14 protein-coding genes and 1 tRNA gene are annotated in these 13,899 nt (G+C 67.8%); 4 read left to right on the plus strand and 11 right to left on the minus strand.

All coding sequences use genetic code 11. The features are described 5' to 3' along the window. A partial coding sequence (locus VH569_RS27440) for an ABC transporter permease subunit (RefSeq protein ID WP_423319691.1) occupies positions 1–169 on the minus strand: 169 nt, incomplete at its 3' end. 397 nt (positions 170–566) lie between these two features. After that, the gene (locus tag VH569_RS27445) at positions 567–1,328 is read right to left on the minus strand and encodes a hypothetical protein (protein WP_423319533.1); all 762 of its coding nucleotides are present in this window, start codon (positions 1,326–1,328) and stop codon (positions 567–569) included. Between the two features lie 265 nt (positions 1,329–1,593). Between VH569_RS27445 and VH569_RS27450 the strand changes: the two genes are divergently transcribed. Continuing rightward, a complete protein-coding gene (locus tag VH569_RS27450; protein WP_423319534.1) occupies positions 1,594–2,583 on the plus strand; it encodes an ROK family protein in 990 nt (329 codons plus the stop codon). Between the two features lie 7 nt (positions 2,584–2,590). Here the strand turns inward: VH569_RS27450 and VH569_RS27455 are convergent, their stop codons facing one another. From VH569_RS27455 to VH569_RS27475, 5 genes are all read right to left on the minus strand, one after another. After that, positions 2,591–2,989, minus strand: coding sequence for a hypothetical protein (locus tag VH569_RS27455; RefSeq protein WP_423319536.1), 399 nt, complete (start codon positions 2,987–2,989; stop codon positions 2,591–2,593). Between the two features lie 171 nt (positions 2,990–3,160). Beyond that, positions 3,161–4,867 carry an ArnT family glycosyltransferase gene (locus VH569_RS27460; RefSeq protein WP_423319538.1) on the minus strand — a complete coding sequence of 569 codons (1,707 nt, stop codon included), beginning with the start codon at positions 4,865–4,867 and terminating at the stop codon, positions 3,161–3,163. Next, positions 4,864–5,199: a lipid-A-disaccharide synthase N-terminal domain-containing protein gene (locus VH569_RS27465; RefSeq protein WP_377807783.1), complete on the minus strand. Its 336-nt coding sequence runs from the start codon at positions 5,197–5,199 to the stop codon at positions 4,864–4,866. The genes VH569_RS27460 and VH569_RS27465 overlap by 4 nt, the downstream gene beginning before the upstream one ends. A gap of 55 nt (positions 5,200–5,254) precedes the next feature. After that, the gene (locus VH569_RS27470; RefSeq protein WP_423319539.1) at positions 5,255–6,016 is read right to left on the minus strand and encodes a glycosyltransferase family 2 protein; all 762 of its coding nucleotides are present in this window, start codon (positions 6,014–6,016) and stop codon (positions 5,255–5,257) included. Between the two features lie 114 nt (positions 6,017–6,130). Next, positions 6,131–7,747: a DegQ family serine endoprotease gene (locus tag VH569_RS27475; protein WP_423319541.1), complete on the minus strand. Its 1,617-nt coding sequence runs from the start codon at positions 7,745–7,747 to the stop codon at positions 6,131–6,133. Positions 7,748–8,234: 487 nt separating this feature from the next. On the opposite strand from VH569_RS27475, the gene VH569_RS27480 reads away from it, so the two are divergent. After that, on the plus strand, positions 8,235–9,092 hold the full coding sequence (locus VH569_RS27480; protein WP_423319543.1) for a hypothetical protein: 858 nt from the start codon (positions 8,235–8,237) through the stop codon (positions 9,090–9,092). A gap of 169 nt (positions 9,093–9,261) precedes the next feature. Then, positions 9,262–9,347, plus strand: a tRNA-Tyr gene (locus VH569_RS27485). A 101-nt stretch (positions 9,348–9,448) separates the two neighbouring features. Here the strand turns inward: VH569_RS27485 and VH569_RS27490 are convergent. The 3 genes from VH569_RS27490 to VH569_RS27500 are packed head-to-tail and all read right to left on the minus strand — an operon-like array spanning position 9,449 to position 10,844. After that, a complete protein-coding gene (locus tag VH569_RS27490) occupies positions 9,449–10,015 on the minus strand; it encodes a DUF4865 family protein (protein WP_423319545.1) in 567 nt (188 codons plus the stop codon). Beyond that, positions 10,012–10,446, minus strand: coding sequence for a cupin domain-containing protein (locus tag VH569_RS27495; RefSeq protein WP_423319547.1), 435 nt, complete (start codon positions 10,444–10,446; stop codon positions 10,012–10,014). The genes VH569_RS27490 and VH569_RS27495 overlap by 4 nt, the downstream gene beginning before the upstream one ends. Continuing rightward, positions 10,443–10,844, minus strand: a complete 402-nt coding sequence (locus tag VH569_RS27500; protein WP_423319548.1) for a tautomerase family protein — start codon at positions 10,842–10,844, stop codon at positions 10,443–10,445. Before VH569_RS27500 ends, VH569_RS27495 begins: the two co-directional genes overlap by 4 nt. A gap of 109 nt (positions 10,845–10,953) precedes the next feature. On the opposite strand from VH569_RS27500, the gene VH569_RS27505 reads away from it, so the two are divergent. Then, entirely contained in the window at positions 10,954–11,868 is a 915-nt protein-coding gene (locus VH569_RS27505; RefSeq protein ID WP_423319549.1) for a LysR substrate-binding domain-containing protein, read from the plus strand. Positions 11,869–11,876: 8 nt separating this feature from the next. On the opposite strand, the gene VH569_RS27510 is transcribed toward VH569_RS27505, so the two are convergent. Further along, complete coding sequence (locus VH569_RS27510) at positions 11,877–13,748, minus strand: PAS-domain containing protein (RefSeq protein ID WP_423319550.1); 1,872 nt, start codon at positions 13,746–13,748, stop codon at positions 11,877–11,879. Positions 13,749–13,899: the final 151 nt, after the last annotated feature.

Genomic DNA, 13,899 nt, shown 5'->3' on the forward strand with positions numbered 1-13,899 from the left:
TGGCCAGGAAGGTGATCAGCGCCACGAAGGAGCCGATCATGTAAATCTCGCCATGGGCGAAGTTGATCATCCCGATGATGCCGTACACCATCGTGTAGCCGATCGCGATCAGGCCGTAGATCGCTCCAAGCGACAAGCCGTTGATCAATTGCTGAAGAAAATATTCCATATCCTCATCCCACCTTCAGCGCGGCGCAAAGGCAGGGTGCGGCGGCACGGGCACACTCGGCACACCGGTCTCGCAACAGCAGCCCCCCCTGTCTGGTGCACTCTGTCTGGTGCAGCCCATCCATTCACCAAACGGAATGCCGTATCGTCCGGAATTCCGTCTATTGGTCTGACGGACCAAGATTTTTCCTGTTCGGAGGCGGCTCCTGCAATCCGGCTGGGCCGTCCGGCAAGTGCCTCTCCTGACCTTTTCGGTAGTACCAGCCTGACGGATTTTTGCAAGACAGATTTGTGTTGTCCGCATGCGTCGTGGCGAAGGGCAAGGGCCGGAAACGCGAAACGCCCCACCGGCGGCTGCCGGCAGGGCGTTCTGCAAGACGACGCAAACCGTTGGAAGGTCAGCGGACGGCGACGGACTGCTTGGTCGGGGCGGCGGCGACCTTCTGCTTCGGCTTGGCCGGAGCGGCGGCCTTGGCCGGCTTCGCCTTGGCGGTCGTGGCCTTCGCCGCCGGAGCGGGCGCGGCCGAGGCGACGGCGAAGACGGGGTCCGGATTGCTGACAACCTTCACGTCGCAGAGCGGGCGGCTGGCCAGATGCATCAGGCCGGCGTTCTTCTCATCGCTGGTCAGGGTGCGCAGGTCGTCCGCCGTCAGGTCCTTCGCGGCGACCGAGCGGTCGACGAAGTTGGCGCAATATTGCGGGATGCCGATGGTCGCGGCGCGGCGGCTGATCTCGTTCGCCAGCTCCGTCCGGAACATGTCGAACTGGCGCGTGGCATTGCCGCCGGCGCCCGAGCGCTTGTAGAAGCTGATCAGCGACGCTTCCGAGCTGGACAGCAGGGCGCGGTTCTTGACCGAGAAATCCTGGTACAGGTCGAACGGCTTCTTGTCCGGCATGACCGTGCGGCAGGTCAGGCCGACCACCATCATCTCGGTGTGCATGCGCATCAACTGCTCGGCCGCATGTTCGGCGCGGTTGTAGCACGCGGGCGTGGCCGGGGCGCTGGACTTCGCCGGGCGCGCAGCCTTGGCGGCGGCCGGCTTCGCCGGCTCCTTGGCGGCAGCGCCGGCGGACGCCGGCAGGGCGAGCAGCGCGCCGAGGACGGCGGCGCCGGTCAGGGCTTTGAGGGAATGGCGGAGGGCGGCGCGCTGGCGACTCATCAGGGGCTCCGGTGGCGCGGTACGACAGGACGGGTTCGGGCGGGAAACGGCATTGCCCGACAGTCGGCGACCTTCTACCCGAACGCCGTGACGGGTCAATGGGATTTGGCCGATGCTTGCGTTTTGTCCCATCGGCGCGGCGGGCAGGCAACGTCGGATCGCCGAAGGTCCCTCCCCTTCCGGACGGAGGAAGCGTGCGCCGCTGGACGGGAGCGGGCCGGCGACGCTATGGATTGGCAGAGCACAGTCGGACAGGTGACAGGGCATGGCAGCCACCGGATCGCAATCGGCCGGCACAGGGGCCGCGACGGAGTACCGGAGCGGGCACCGCATCGGCATCGACCAGGGAGGCACCAAGACCGAGGGCATCCTGCTCGACCGTCAGGGAAACCAGCTGGCGCGCCACAGAGTTCCCACGCCGAAAGGCGATTATGACGGCACCGTCGCGACCATCCGCGATCTGGTGGCCCGGCTGGAACGGGAAATCCCTGCCGGAAGCAGAGCGACGGTGGGTTTGGGCATTCCGGGCGCAATCTCCCCGGCGACCGGGCTGGTGAAGAACGCCAACTCCACATGGCTGATCGGGCGCGACTTCACGCGCGACCTGACCCGGGCGCTGGCCCGGCCGGTGCGGATCGACAACGACGCCAACTGCCTTGCGGTGTCGGAAGCGACCGACGGCGCCGGGGCCGGCTGCGGCGTGGTGTTCGCGGCCATCCTCGGCACCGGCTGCGGCGCCGGCATCGTCGTTCACGGCCGGGTGCTGGGCGGGCGCAACGCCATCGCCGGTGAGTGGGGCCACAACCCGCTGCCCTGGCCGACCGACGAAGAGCGGCCGGGGCCGGCCTGCTATTGCGGCAAGCAGGGCTGCCTGGAGAATTTCGTGTCGGGGCCCGCGGTCGCGGCCGACCATTTCGCGGCGACCGGCGAGAAGCTGGACGCCGCGGCCATCCTGGCCCGCGCCGCCGCCCCATCGGCCGGCGACGCCGGGTGCCGAGCGACGGCGGACCGGCTGGTCGGCCGGCTCGCCCGCGGTCTGGCGGCGGTCGCCAATCTGCTGGACCCTGACGTCATCGTGCTGGGCGGCGGTCTGTCGAACGCGGAATTGCTGTATGACCGGCTGCCGGCGGCGATGCAGCCCTGGGCCTTCAGCGACCGGCTGGACACGCCGGTGCGCCGCGCCCGCCACGGCGATTCCAGCGGCGTGCGCGGCGCGGCATGGCTGTGGCGGCCGGGAGAAATGCCAAGCGAGTAACCGCAGCTCAGTCGCGGCGCGCAGTCCGCGGGACTGGCGGAGCGTCGGCACTCTGCGGCGCTGCCATAATGCGCTTGGCGGCGGCGGGATCCACCGGCGGCGGCGTCAGCGAATGGGACGCGGAGTAATGCTTGTCCGTCCGTTTCACGTCGGTTCCGTAATGCGCCATGCCGGCCCGGTCCTTGCCCGCCTTCATCGCCCCCCAATGGGACGGAGCCGGGCCGGGCAGCGGCTGGGCCTGATCCAGGTTGCGCAGCAGCGGGCCGGTCGGGACCATCTGGTCGTACACCCAGGGCGCATATTCCTGCTTCTGGGCGTGGGCCGGCAGCGACAGCGTCATCACCGCCAGAGCGGCGGCGACGGCGGTCCGGATGGCGGTATCGGCAGAGAAGGCAACGCGGGTCATCGAACAGGCACCTTTCGTCCGGGAAAACGGATCGGAAGGGGCAGTCGAACGCAAAGCACCCGCGCCGTCCAATGCGGAGGCGCGTTACCCACCCCGGTCGCCGCATGCCCAAGCGGGGCATGGCTCCCGTCTTACGATAGGGCGCCGGGGCTATTCCGTCAGGAGGCCCCGTCAGGAGGCCGGCAGGCGGTAGAGCGTCAGGTGAAGGCGCTTGCCGGTGTTGTAGTTGAAGCCCGACAGATCGGCCAGCGGCAGCGGCGTGGCGGTGCCCAGGCTGTCGAGGAAGGCCGGCGCCTCGCGGTCCTCCACCAGGGCCAGCCCGCAGGCACGGTCCGCCGTCAGATGCGCCGCGGCGCCGGCACCATGGACCAGCCTGGTCGGCGTGCCGAGCAGGAAGACCAGGCTCGGCTCCGAATAGCCGGCGGTCGCCACCACGCTGTCCGGGCAGGGCCGGACCTGCGCCACCGCGCGCGCGGCCTGCCGGCTGACCCACACGCCGTCGATGTTCGGCAGCACGGCGGCATAGGTCCCGGCATAGAGCAGCGCCGCGGCACCGACCCCGGCGGCGAGCCCGCTCCGCCGCTCCCCACGCAGAAGCGAGCGCAGGGCGAGCGCGAAGAGGCCGCCGACCGCCGGCACCAGCGCCACCCCGACCGGATCGATCCGGCCATCGACCAGCCAGGGGATCACCGCCACCGCCAGCGTCAAGGCACCGAAACCGATCGTGCCCAGCGCCACCGCGGCGGCGACCAGCCAGCGGCGCGGCTTTTCTCGGCTGCGGTCGAAACCGTCGATCAGGGCCGCCGCAGCGATGGCGGCGATGGCCGGGAAAACCGGCAGGGTGTAGTGCAGGAGCTTGGTCGGCACCGCCTCGAACACCAGCCAGCTCGGGATTATCCAGGCGATGCAGAAACGCACGGCGTCCAGCCGGCGGCGCGCCCACACCCAGGGAACGGCCAGCAGGGCCAGCAGCGACCAGGGGGCGAAGGTCACCCAGAAGGTACCGAGGTAATAGCCGGGCGGCAGCCCCTTGCCCTCCTGCCCGCCCGACACCTTGCCCAGCATGTCGTGGCCGACGGATTCGGCGAAGAAGGCGCCCTTGCTCTTGATGGCGATGGCGATCAGCCAGGGGGCGGCGATGGCGACGACGATGCCGAGCCCGGCCAGCGGCTTCAGCCGCTTGAGCCACCCGGCCTCGCGGTCCCACAGGGCCAGCACCAGCACCGTGCTGCCGGACACCAGCAGGACCATCGGCCCCTTGACCAGCACGCCGATGCCGGCGGCGATCCAGAAGACCAGCGGAGCCACCCAGGCAGCGCGCCCGGCGGGAACGGGCCCGCGGCGGCCGAGATAGAGGTGGGCGAGCACCGCCTGCCCGATCACCACGGTGGAAAGCAGCACGGCGTCGGTCTTGGCCATCCGCGCCTCGACCCCCAGCACGACGCAGGAGGCCATCATCAGCCCGGCGATGAAGCCGGCCGGGCCGCCGAACAGCCGGGCCGCCGTCCAGGCGCTGGCGAGGACGGCCAGGATGGCGCCCAGGAACGAGGGGATGCGGTAGGTCCAGATGACCTTGTCGGCGCCGACCGGAATGCCGCGCACGGCATCGGCGGCGGCGGTCGCGGCAGTCTGCAGCCAGTAGATGCCGACCGGCTTCTTGTAGCGCGTCTCGTCCTGGAAGCGGATGTCGACATAGTTGCCGCTGTCCAGCATCTGCGACGATGCCTGGGCGAAGCGCGCCTCGTCCCGGTCGAAGGGCGGCAACACGGTGAAGCCCGGCAGGAACAGCGCCGCGGCGATCAGCGCCAGCAGCGCATAGGCCCAGATCGGCAGGCGGCTGGCCGGCAGATGGCCTTGCGGCGAGGACGCTGCGGTCACGGCTTGCTCGGCACCGCGCCGCCGGTGGCCTGCGACTTCTTGTGCGACCAGACGAAATAGACGTTGCGGGCGTAGATCACCAAGCCCATGCCCTGCCCCAGCATGAAGACCGGGTCGAAGCGGTAGAAGGCGTAGGCGAACAGCATGACGCCGCCGCCCAGCGAGAAGTACCAGAACATCTCCGGCACCACGCTGCGGCGCGCCTTTTCACTGGCGATCCACTGCACGATGAAGCGCATGGTGAACATCAGCTGGGCGAAAAAGCCGATGCCGACCCAGATCAGGTCGGTGGTGCTTTGCCCCTGGAACCACGCTGCGGCGCGCTCAATCATCGTTGAATCCTGTACCGAATGGGTCGCTGTGAGGGTCGATCGGCTTTGAAAGACGTCAGAGGCGTTCGGAGACCGGCGACATCTTCGTCCGCCGCTTCAACCAGTAAACGCCCAGCAGATCGATCACGCCGATCAGCCCGCGCCGCCAGTTGTTGTATTTTGACACACCGCGTTCGCGTGGGCGATGGTTCACCGGCACATAGGCCACCGGGTGGCCGTGGGCGCGGAACAGCGCCGGCAGGAACCGGTGCATCGCCCCGAAGAAAGGCAGGTCGAGGAAGGCGTCGCGACGGAACAGCTTCAGCCCGCAGCCGCTGTCGGTGCAGCCGTCCTGCAGGAAGGACTGGCGGACGGCATTGGCGATCTTCGAGGCCCAGCGCTTCGACAGCGTGTCCTGCCGCTTCTTCCTGAGGCCGCCGACCAGCACCGGCGCTCCCGCCTCGCCCGTCGACACCAGGGCGAACAGCGCCGGAATGTCGGCCGGATCGTTCTGGCCGTCGCCGTCGAGCGTCACCACGAACTCGCCGCGCGCCGCCTTGACGCCGCTGCGCACCGCGGCACTCTGGCCGGAACGCCGGACATGGCGCAGCACGCGCAGCCGGCCGGATTCGACCGCCGGGGCAAGGCGCGCCTGGGTGTCGTCGTCGGACTGGTCGTCGACGAAGATGACCTCGAAACCGCCGACCGGAGCCAGTGCCCGCTCGATCTCTTCGAGCAGGGGCAGCACGTTCTCGGCCTCGTTGAAAACGGGGACAACGACCGACAGCCGCACCGGCTGGCCGCTCTCCGGATAAATGCTCACGGTTTGCCATCCCATTCGCCAAACGGGCGGCAAATTACTCTCGCGGCGCGGCGAACGGTAGCGGAAAAGGATGAGACGGAAGCGGGGCAGATCCCCGCTTCCGTCCGATATGCGGATGCAGAGGCCGGATTACCCCTTCTTACCGGCGGTCTCGGGGACCAGCGGCAGCGGCACATAGCGCAGGTCGCCACCGCGGCTGACCAGCATCAACAGGGTCTTGCGCCCCTGTTCCTTCGCCTTGGCGATGCGGGTTTCCAGATCGGCGGCGGTCGCCACCGGCTCCTGCCCGGCCTCCACGATGACGTCGCCGAGATCGAGCCCGCGCTGCGAGGCCGCGCTGTCGCGGTCGACCTCGGTGACCACCAGACCGTCGACATCCTCGCCGATGGCGAAGGTCTCGCGCAGGCCGGGGGTCAAGGGAGCCAGCTTCAGGCCGAGCGCCGACTTGCTCTCCTCCGGCTGGGCGGAACGGGGGGCGCCGCTCGATCCCGACATCGCCAGCTGCTGCGGCTCGTCGCGCAGTTCGCCGACGGTGACCTGGATCGATTGCTGCTTGCCGCCACGCAGCAGGGTCATCGGCACGGTGCGGCCGATCTGCGTGGAGGCGACGAGGCGGGGAAGCTGGCGCATCTGCTCCAGCGGGTCGCCGTTGAAGGCGGTGATGACGTCGCCCTGGCGCAGGCCGGCCGAGGCGGCGGGACTGTCGGGCGAGATGCTGGTGACCAGAGCGCCGCCGGAGCCCTCCACGCCCAGGCTTTCGGCGATGTCCGGCGTCACCCGCTGGACCTGGACGCCCAGCCAGCCACGGCGCACCTTTCCGCCGTCCTTCAACTGGTCGATGATCGGCTTGGCCAGCGAGGATGGGATGGCGAAGCCGATGCCGACCGATCCGCCGGTCGGCGAATAGATGGCGGTGTTGATGCCGATCACCGCACCGCCGGCGTCATAGAGCGGACCGCCGGAATTGCCGCGGTTGATGGCGGCGTCGGTCTGCAGATACTCGTCATAGGGGCCCTGCTGGATGTCGCGGGCGCGGGCCGACAGGATGCCGGCGGTCACCGAGCCGCCGAGGCCGAAGGGGTTGCCGATGGCGACCACCCAATCGCCGACCTCCACCGCTTCGCTGTCGCCCCAATGGGCGGCGGTCAGCGGCTTGGCGCTCTCGACCTTCAGCAGGGCAAGGTCGGTCGGCGCGTCCGATCCCACCAGCTTGGCCGGCAGCCTGGTGCCGTCATGCAGGGTGACGGCGATTTCGGCCGCGTCGGAAACGACATGGTTGTTGGTGACGATCAGGCCCGACGGATCGATGATGAAGCCGGAACCGAGCGCCATGCTCGGCAGACCTTGCGGACCGCTCCCCTGCGGACCGCCATTCGGCCCGCTTTCCGGCGAGCCGTTGCCCTGGCCACCCCGCTGCCGGTTGCGGAATTCGCGGAAGAATTCCTCCAGCGGCGAGCCGGGTGGAATGTTCATCCCTTCCGGCAGCCTGCCACCACCCGCCGAGGGCTGGGGCGCCTGGGTGCTGGAGATGTTGACGACGGTGTCGATCTGCGTGCGGGCGAGGTCGCGGAAGGACGGCGGCGTGTATGTTCTGCTCGCTCCCGGCTGTGCCCCGACGGCGGGCGCGTCCTGTGCGGCGGCCGGCAGCGCTGGCAAAAACACCGCGCCGGACAGCAACGCGCACAGCGCCGCGGCCGGAAGGCGTCGGAAGATCGGGTACGAACGCGGCACGGGCGCATGCGGCATGGACGGTCTCCGCAAAAAAACGGTTGGGCGAATGCAGAAGAGTCGCGACCGACGGCTCCCCAAAAGACCCTGGGCCAAAAACCACCGAATGGCGGGCCCCGGTCGGGTTTGTTCTGAAACTGCAAACACGGAACCCCCCGTCCAGGGTCCATCGCACTTTTCAAAAGTCCGGCGACCGGAAGATGCCGGCGGCGGATTCGTTCCACTCTGGGTTTCGGAAAGCCAGCAGTTTTTAAAACCGCAGGCCTTCCACCAAGCATCGTGACCAGTTGTGACACCGGATACAAAATCACGATTCCGTGCAAAGTTATGCTGGCATTTTTGAGAAGAGTTTCCGATAGTCATCCATACCGAAAACATCGCCCGCCAGCGTGAAGCCTCGATGCTGCTGACGCACGCGCCCGCGTGGTCCCGCGTCCGAAGCGTGCGGTCCGGGTGGACATGCTGACGAATGACTGAAAATTCACTTTGGCAACCGAGCGATATAATGAACGCAGAAACCGGGAGCGAACCGGAGTCTCCCAAGAAGCGTGGGCGCATTCCGCAGTCGGCGTGGCCCCAAATTCTTGATCGCTACCGCAGCGGTGCAACCCTTTCGGCCATCGCACGCGAATTCGAATGCACCCCCAGTGCCATCTCCTACATCATCAAGAAGGCGGAGGCCGCCAGCGGCCAGGGCGATGCCGTCTCCGGTGATGCGCAGGACGATGCACAGATCGCCGACGCCGGCACGTCCGCCGACGCGGACACGGCAGGCGAAGCCGCCGCTCCGGTGACGGCTGTTCCGGAAACGCCGGCCGAAACGCCGGTGGCCGCGCCCGCCGAACCCGCCCCGGCGCCGGCTGCCGAGGCGCCGGCCGAACCGCGCCGCGCCGCCGGCCGCACCGGCCGGACCACGCTGACCCGCGCCTCCCGGCCGGAACCGGCTGCCGAACCGGCCCCGGCCGAAGCACCGGCAGCGGCACCGGCGCCCGCTCCGGCGCCGACGGAAACGCTGCGCCTGAACCGTCCGGACGCCACCCCGGCGGCCCCTGCCGCCACGCCGGCTCCGGCCGCACCGGTGGCCGCCGCGCCGGAGGCCCCGCGGGCTCCCGGCCAGCCGACCCCGCCGGTGGATGCGATCGAGGGCCGCCTGCGCGACACCGCCAAGGCCTGCATCTCCGCCTATCGCGGCTGGCGTCAGCAGCCGAGCGAGGCGACGATCCAGTCCCTGTCCGACACCGTGCACGAACTGCGCAAGGCCCTGGCCCGCGTGGAAATCGACATGTCGGCCAGCCGCCGCGAGGAACAGGCGATCCGCCCGATCCCGATCCCCGCGCATCGGGCTTCGCGCCGCCCGAACTGAGTGGACTTTTGAAAAAGCGGGTTTGAAAAAGCCCCTTTGAAAAGCCTCCGTCCCCCCGTGGGACGGAGGCTTTTTCTTGCCGCTTTTGCTGCCGCGCCTCGGCTTGCGTTTTTCGTGCAAAAGGGTCTTGACGGCCCCCTATCGAAAGGCTACTCCTCAGCGCCCCGATGGAAGGGTGGCCGAGTGGTTAAAGGCAGCAGACTGTAAATCTGCCCGCGTTAGCGTACGCTGGTTCGAATCCAGCCCCTTCCACCATCCCTGCGAAATCAATGCTTCGCAGGGCCGCCGTTCCAGACGGCGACTGTGTTGCAAACTCTCCCCTGGTTACAGCGATCCTGCGCCGTCGATGCGCGTCTTTATTGCTCGTTCGGCAGCGAGACATGCCCGACGGTGTAAAGTTGCATCGTCTCCGTCACCACCGGCGGCAGCCCGGCCCAGAGCGCGACTTTCGTCATCTTCCATCCCGTCGGATCGAACGCGGCAATGGCGGCCAATGCACCGGCGTCAATCGCCGACTTTGCCTCCGCGATGGCATCGTCCCGCTGTGACGCCAAGTCCGAATAGGCGGCAATCGCAGCGATGTCGCGGGTCGCATAAGTCGCGGCTTTCAAATTCCCCGACAGTTCCGCATGCCAAACCAGCCATGTCTGCACCGACGGCCAGCCGAAATCGCGTGTCAGTGCCGCAAAACCCGGACTGGAAAGAAAACTGTCGATCCCTTCCGGCTCATCCCACAGATAGAACGGCGCATAGAGGTTTTCCGCACCGGCAAAACCGGCGTCCTGCTTTCTTGCCGCGAGATAGGCTTTGAAACGCAGGCGCGGAAAGCCGTCGAGCAGCGGCCCCCTCTCACGAATGCGGCGGTCGATGATCGCCATGTCGTAATCGGCGGGCAGCACGAAGCTGTATTGCATGGCGATCATCGGGAAAGCTCCTCCTGCTCGACGGCTTCCATCCAGTGAACGGCGGTGCCGTCCCGCACCGGCTGGACGCTGACATAGCTGAACGGGCTGGACGGTGCCGCGCCATGCCAATGGCGTTCGCCGGGTGCGAACCAGATCGCGTCCCCGGTACGGACCTCGACCGGCTCGCCACCCTCGCGCTGCACGAGGCCGACACCGTCGAGCACGAAAAGAAGCTGTCCGGACGGATGGCTGTGCCAATGGGTCACGACGCCCGGCGGGATAAAGGCGCGCATCGCCGTCATCTCGCCCTCCGTCCGGCTCGACAGCAGCATCTGGACGAGGAAGGCGCCGTTGGCGATCCCTTCGGGCGCGGCAACGATGCCTTCGCCGGCGCGCCGGACGGTCATGGCCGGCGGGCAGGACATCTGCATTTCAAAGTAGCCGGTCATTGGGGCGCCTCCTGCGCTGGCAGTCCGGCGGACACACCGGATGCGAAAGACCAATCCTCGAAGGTCGAATCCGCGATCACGATCATCACGTCTTCCGGCCGCACGCCCGGTGACGCCGCAAGATTTTCGACCAGCCGCCGGTAGAAGCGCGCCTTGGTTTCCGGCGACCGCAGCTTTCCGGTGGTGATGTGAAAGACGATGAAGTCATCCGAGCGCGGACCGCCACGATAGGTCCGGTCGAAGACCAATTCATGCGGTTGATGCTGATGAATGGCCACGAAGCGGTCGTTCTCCGGAACCTCGAAGCAGTCGACCAGCGCACGGTCCAGACTGTCGGAGACGGCCGCGAGATAGGCCGGCGATTTTCCCGCGAGCAAAGAAATCCGTGTGAAGGGCATGGCATGCCGCTCCTGTTTGAGCGATTGACAGCCCCAGTATGGATGGAGATTATCATCCCGATAATCAGATTATTCTGAATGAATCGTCCTGTTTTACGGGATTTTTAAAATGCGCCTGACCAACCTCGACATGGACGCTCTGCGCAGTTTCGTCGCCGGCATCGACGCCGGATCCTTCGCTCAGGCCGCCGACCGGCTCGGGCGGTCGACATCGGCGGTCAGCGCCCAGCTCAAGAAGCTGGAGGAGCAGGCCGGGACGGCGCTGGTGCGCAAGTCGGGTCGCGGGTTGACGCTCACCGATGGCGGCGAGGTGCTGCTCTCCTATGCCCGGCGTCTGTTGAGCCTGAATGACGAGGCGATGAGCGCCGTTCGCGGCGCGGGGCTGGAGGGCTGGGTCCGGCTGGGAATCCAGGAGGATTTCGGCGAGACCGTGTTGCCGCAGGTTCTCGGCCGCTTCGCCCGCGCCCACCCCAAGGTCCGGATCGAGGGACGCATCGCCCGCAACAGCGAGCTGTCCGAAAAGATCGCCTCCGGCCATCTCGATCTGGCTCTGGCATGGGACGACGGCAGCGCATCGGCCACCGAGCGGATCGCGTCATTGCCGCTGTGCTGGCTGACCGCGGCGGAGGAGGCGCCAATCTGGCGGGCCGACGGGAACGAGCCGTTGCCGCTCGCCGCATTGGAGGCGCCATGCCTGCTGCGCACCATCGCCTGCGACCATCTGGACCGGCATGGAATTGCCTGGCGCATCGCCTTCGTCAGCCCGAGCCTGGGCGGCCTATGGGCGGCGACGGCGGCGGGGCTCGGCATCGCCCTGAGGACGCCGGTCGGCCGGCCGGCGGCGGTGCGCATGCTCGATCCCGTCGCCTGTGGCTTGCCGCAACTTCCGTCGCTCGGCCTCAGACTTTTGCGGTCCGACAGGGGGCCGAACCCGATTGGCGATCATCTCGCCACCATCATCCGGCAGGCGTTGCGCGAAACACTGCCGGTCGGCTGGATGCCGGAGACGCCACACACCGGCTGACGCCGGCCTCAAAGCGGCAGCGGATCGGCCGGCGTCACACGCGGGAAGCGTAGCGTGAAGGCAGTCCCCGCCGCTGGCCCGCTCTCCAGCCGCAGCCGGCCGCGCAGGGTGCGCGTGACCAGCCTGTAGACGATGTTCAACCCCAGCCCGCTGCCGCCGCGGTCGCGACTGGTGGTGAAGAAAGGCTCGAAGATTTTGCCGTGCAGGTCGGCCGGAATGCCGCGCCCGTCGTCGGCATAGACCAGTTCCACCTCTCCGCCCGTCACCGTGACCGTCACGGTCAGCCGGCCGCGCACGCCGGGCTCATAGCCGTGCAGGAGCGAGTTGATGACGAAATTGGTCAGGATCTGGCCGAAAACGCCGGGGTAGCTGTCGAGCGTCAGACCCTCCGGACAACGCACCTCGACCGAATGCCCGCTGCGGCGGATGCGCATGCCCAGGCTGCACAGAATCTCGTGGATGTACTGGTTCAGTTCGAAGACGCGGCGTTCCTCGCTGGCCTGGTCGACGGCGATCTGCTTGAAGCTCTGGATCAGGCGGGTCGCGCGCTCGATGTTCAGCAGCATCAGCTGCGTCGCCTCGTCGGCGATGTCGATGTAGTCCGCGAAATCGCCGCGCCGCAGGCTGCCGGCTTCGAAGAGATGCCGCAAAGCACGGGTCTTCTCCGCCAACAGAGAGGCGCCGGTCAGGGCAATGCCGACCGGCGTGTTGATCTCGTGTGTCACGCCGGCCACCAGCGATCCCAGGGCCGCCATCTTCTCCGCCTGGATCAGTTGGACCTGCGCCTCCTTCAAATCCTGCAAGGCCCGCTCGGCCTCATCCTTGGCGGCGCGCACCGCCTCGGCCGCGTGAACGCTTTCGGTGACGTCGGTATGGGCGCCGACGATGCGGACGATCCGGCCGTCATTTCCCGCCACGGCCAGCACGCGGGTTTCCAGGAAGATCGTCTGGCCGGACCGGTGGCGGAAACGCTGGATCTGGCGGCTTTCCGACCGGCGGCCGGTCGCCAGCTCCTCCACCATCTCCAGCGCGGCGTCGCGGTCCTGCGGATGGAGCAGTTCCTCCCAGCGGCGGCGGCTGTTGTCCATTTCCGCTTCGGAATATCCCAGCAGTCCCCACCATTGCGGGGAAAACCACACCTCCCCGCTGTGCAGGTCCCATTGCGAGATGCCCTCGCGCGCCGCCCGGATCGCCTGTTCCAGCAATTCCCGGCTGGAGGCCAGCTCGCGCTCCGCCTGCTTGCGGCGGGTGATGTCGGTGTAGGTGGTGACGAATCCGCCGTCGGGCAGCGGCAGGGTCACCGTCTCGATGATGACGCCATCGGGCAGGACACGCTCGTTGTAGAAGGGCCAGGGCGCCTTGCGGATATGATGCAGCCGCTGCGCCACCAGATCGTCGACATCGCCGCGGCCGTAGCCGCCCTGTTCCGCGATGTGGCGGACCACCGCCTCGTAAGGCTGGGCGTAGCGCGGGAATCCGGGGTCGATGTAGAGCAGTTCCAGCACGCGCCGGTTCCAGGCGACCAGCCGGAGGTCGCGGTCGAAGGCCATCACCCCCTGGCTGAGGCAGTCGAGCACCAAGCTGGTCTTCGCCCACGGTTCATGCTCCGCCGGGATGCCGGCAACGGCCGCCTCGACCGCCGTCAGCAGCCATTCGCCCGCTCCGCCGCTTCCCAGCGCCAATGTGACGGCGCTGCCGTCGGGAAGCCCAGACGTCATCGGCCGGCCGCGGCGCAGATCGGCCATCGCACCGCCCAGCAGGCTGCCGAACAGACCATCCAGCGTCGTGTTGCCGGCCACGGCGAACCGGGCCGCGAAGGCGGCATTGGCCCACACCAGACGTTCCTCGGCGTCGAAGCGGGCGAACCCGGTTTCCCACATGCCCGTGCCTACTCCCTCCGCTCAGTCCGCCAGCCACCGAAGTCGCGCGAAGACCCTACTCCAAATAGGATTGATTACGGGAATACTCACGAATTCAGACACGCAGATGGATTTGTCGTTTGCATTCTTATATCTCTGAAGTTGCCGGGCA

This window comes from Azospirillum sp. 11R-A, from assembly GCF_049472615.1.
Classification (GTDB): Bacteria; Pseudomonadota; Alphaproteobacteria; order Azospirillales; family Azospirillaceae; genus Azospirillum; species Azospirillum palustre.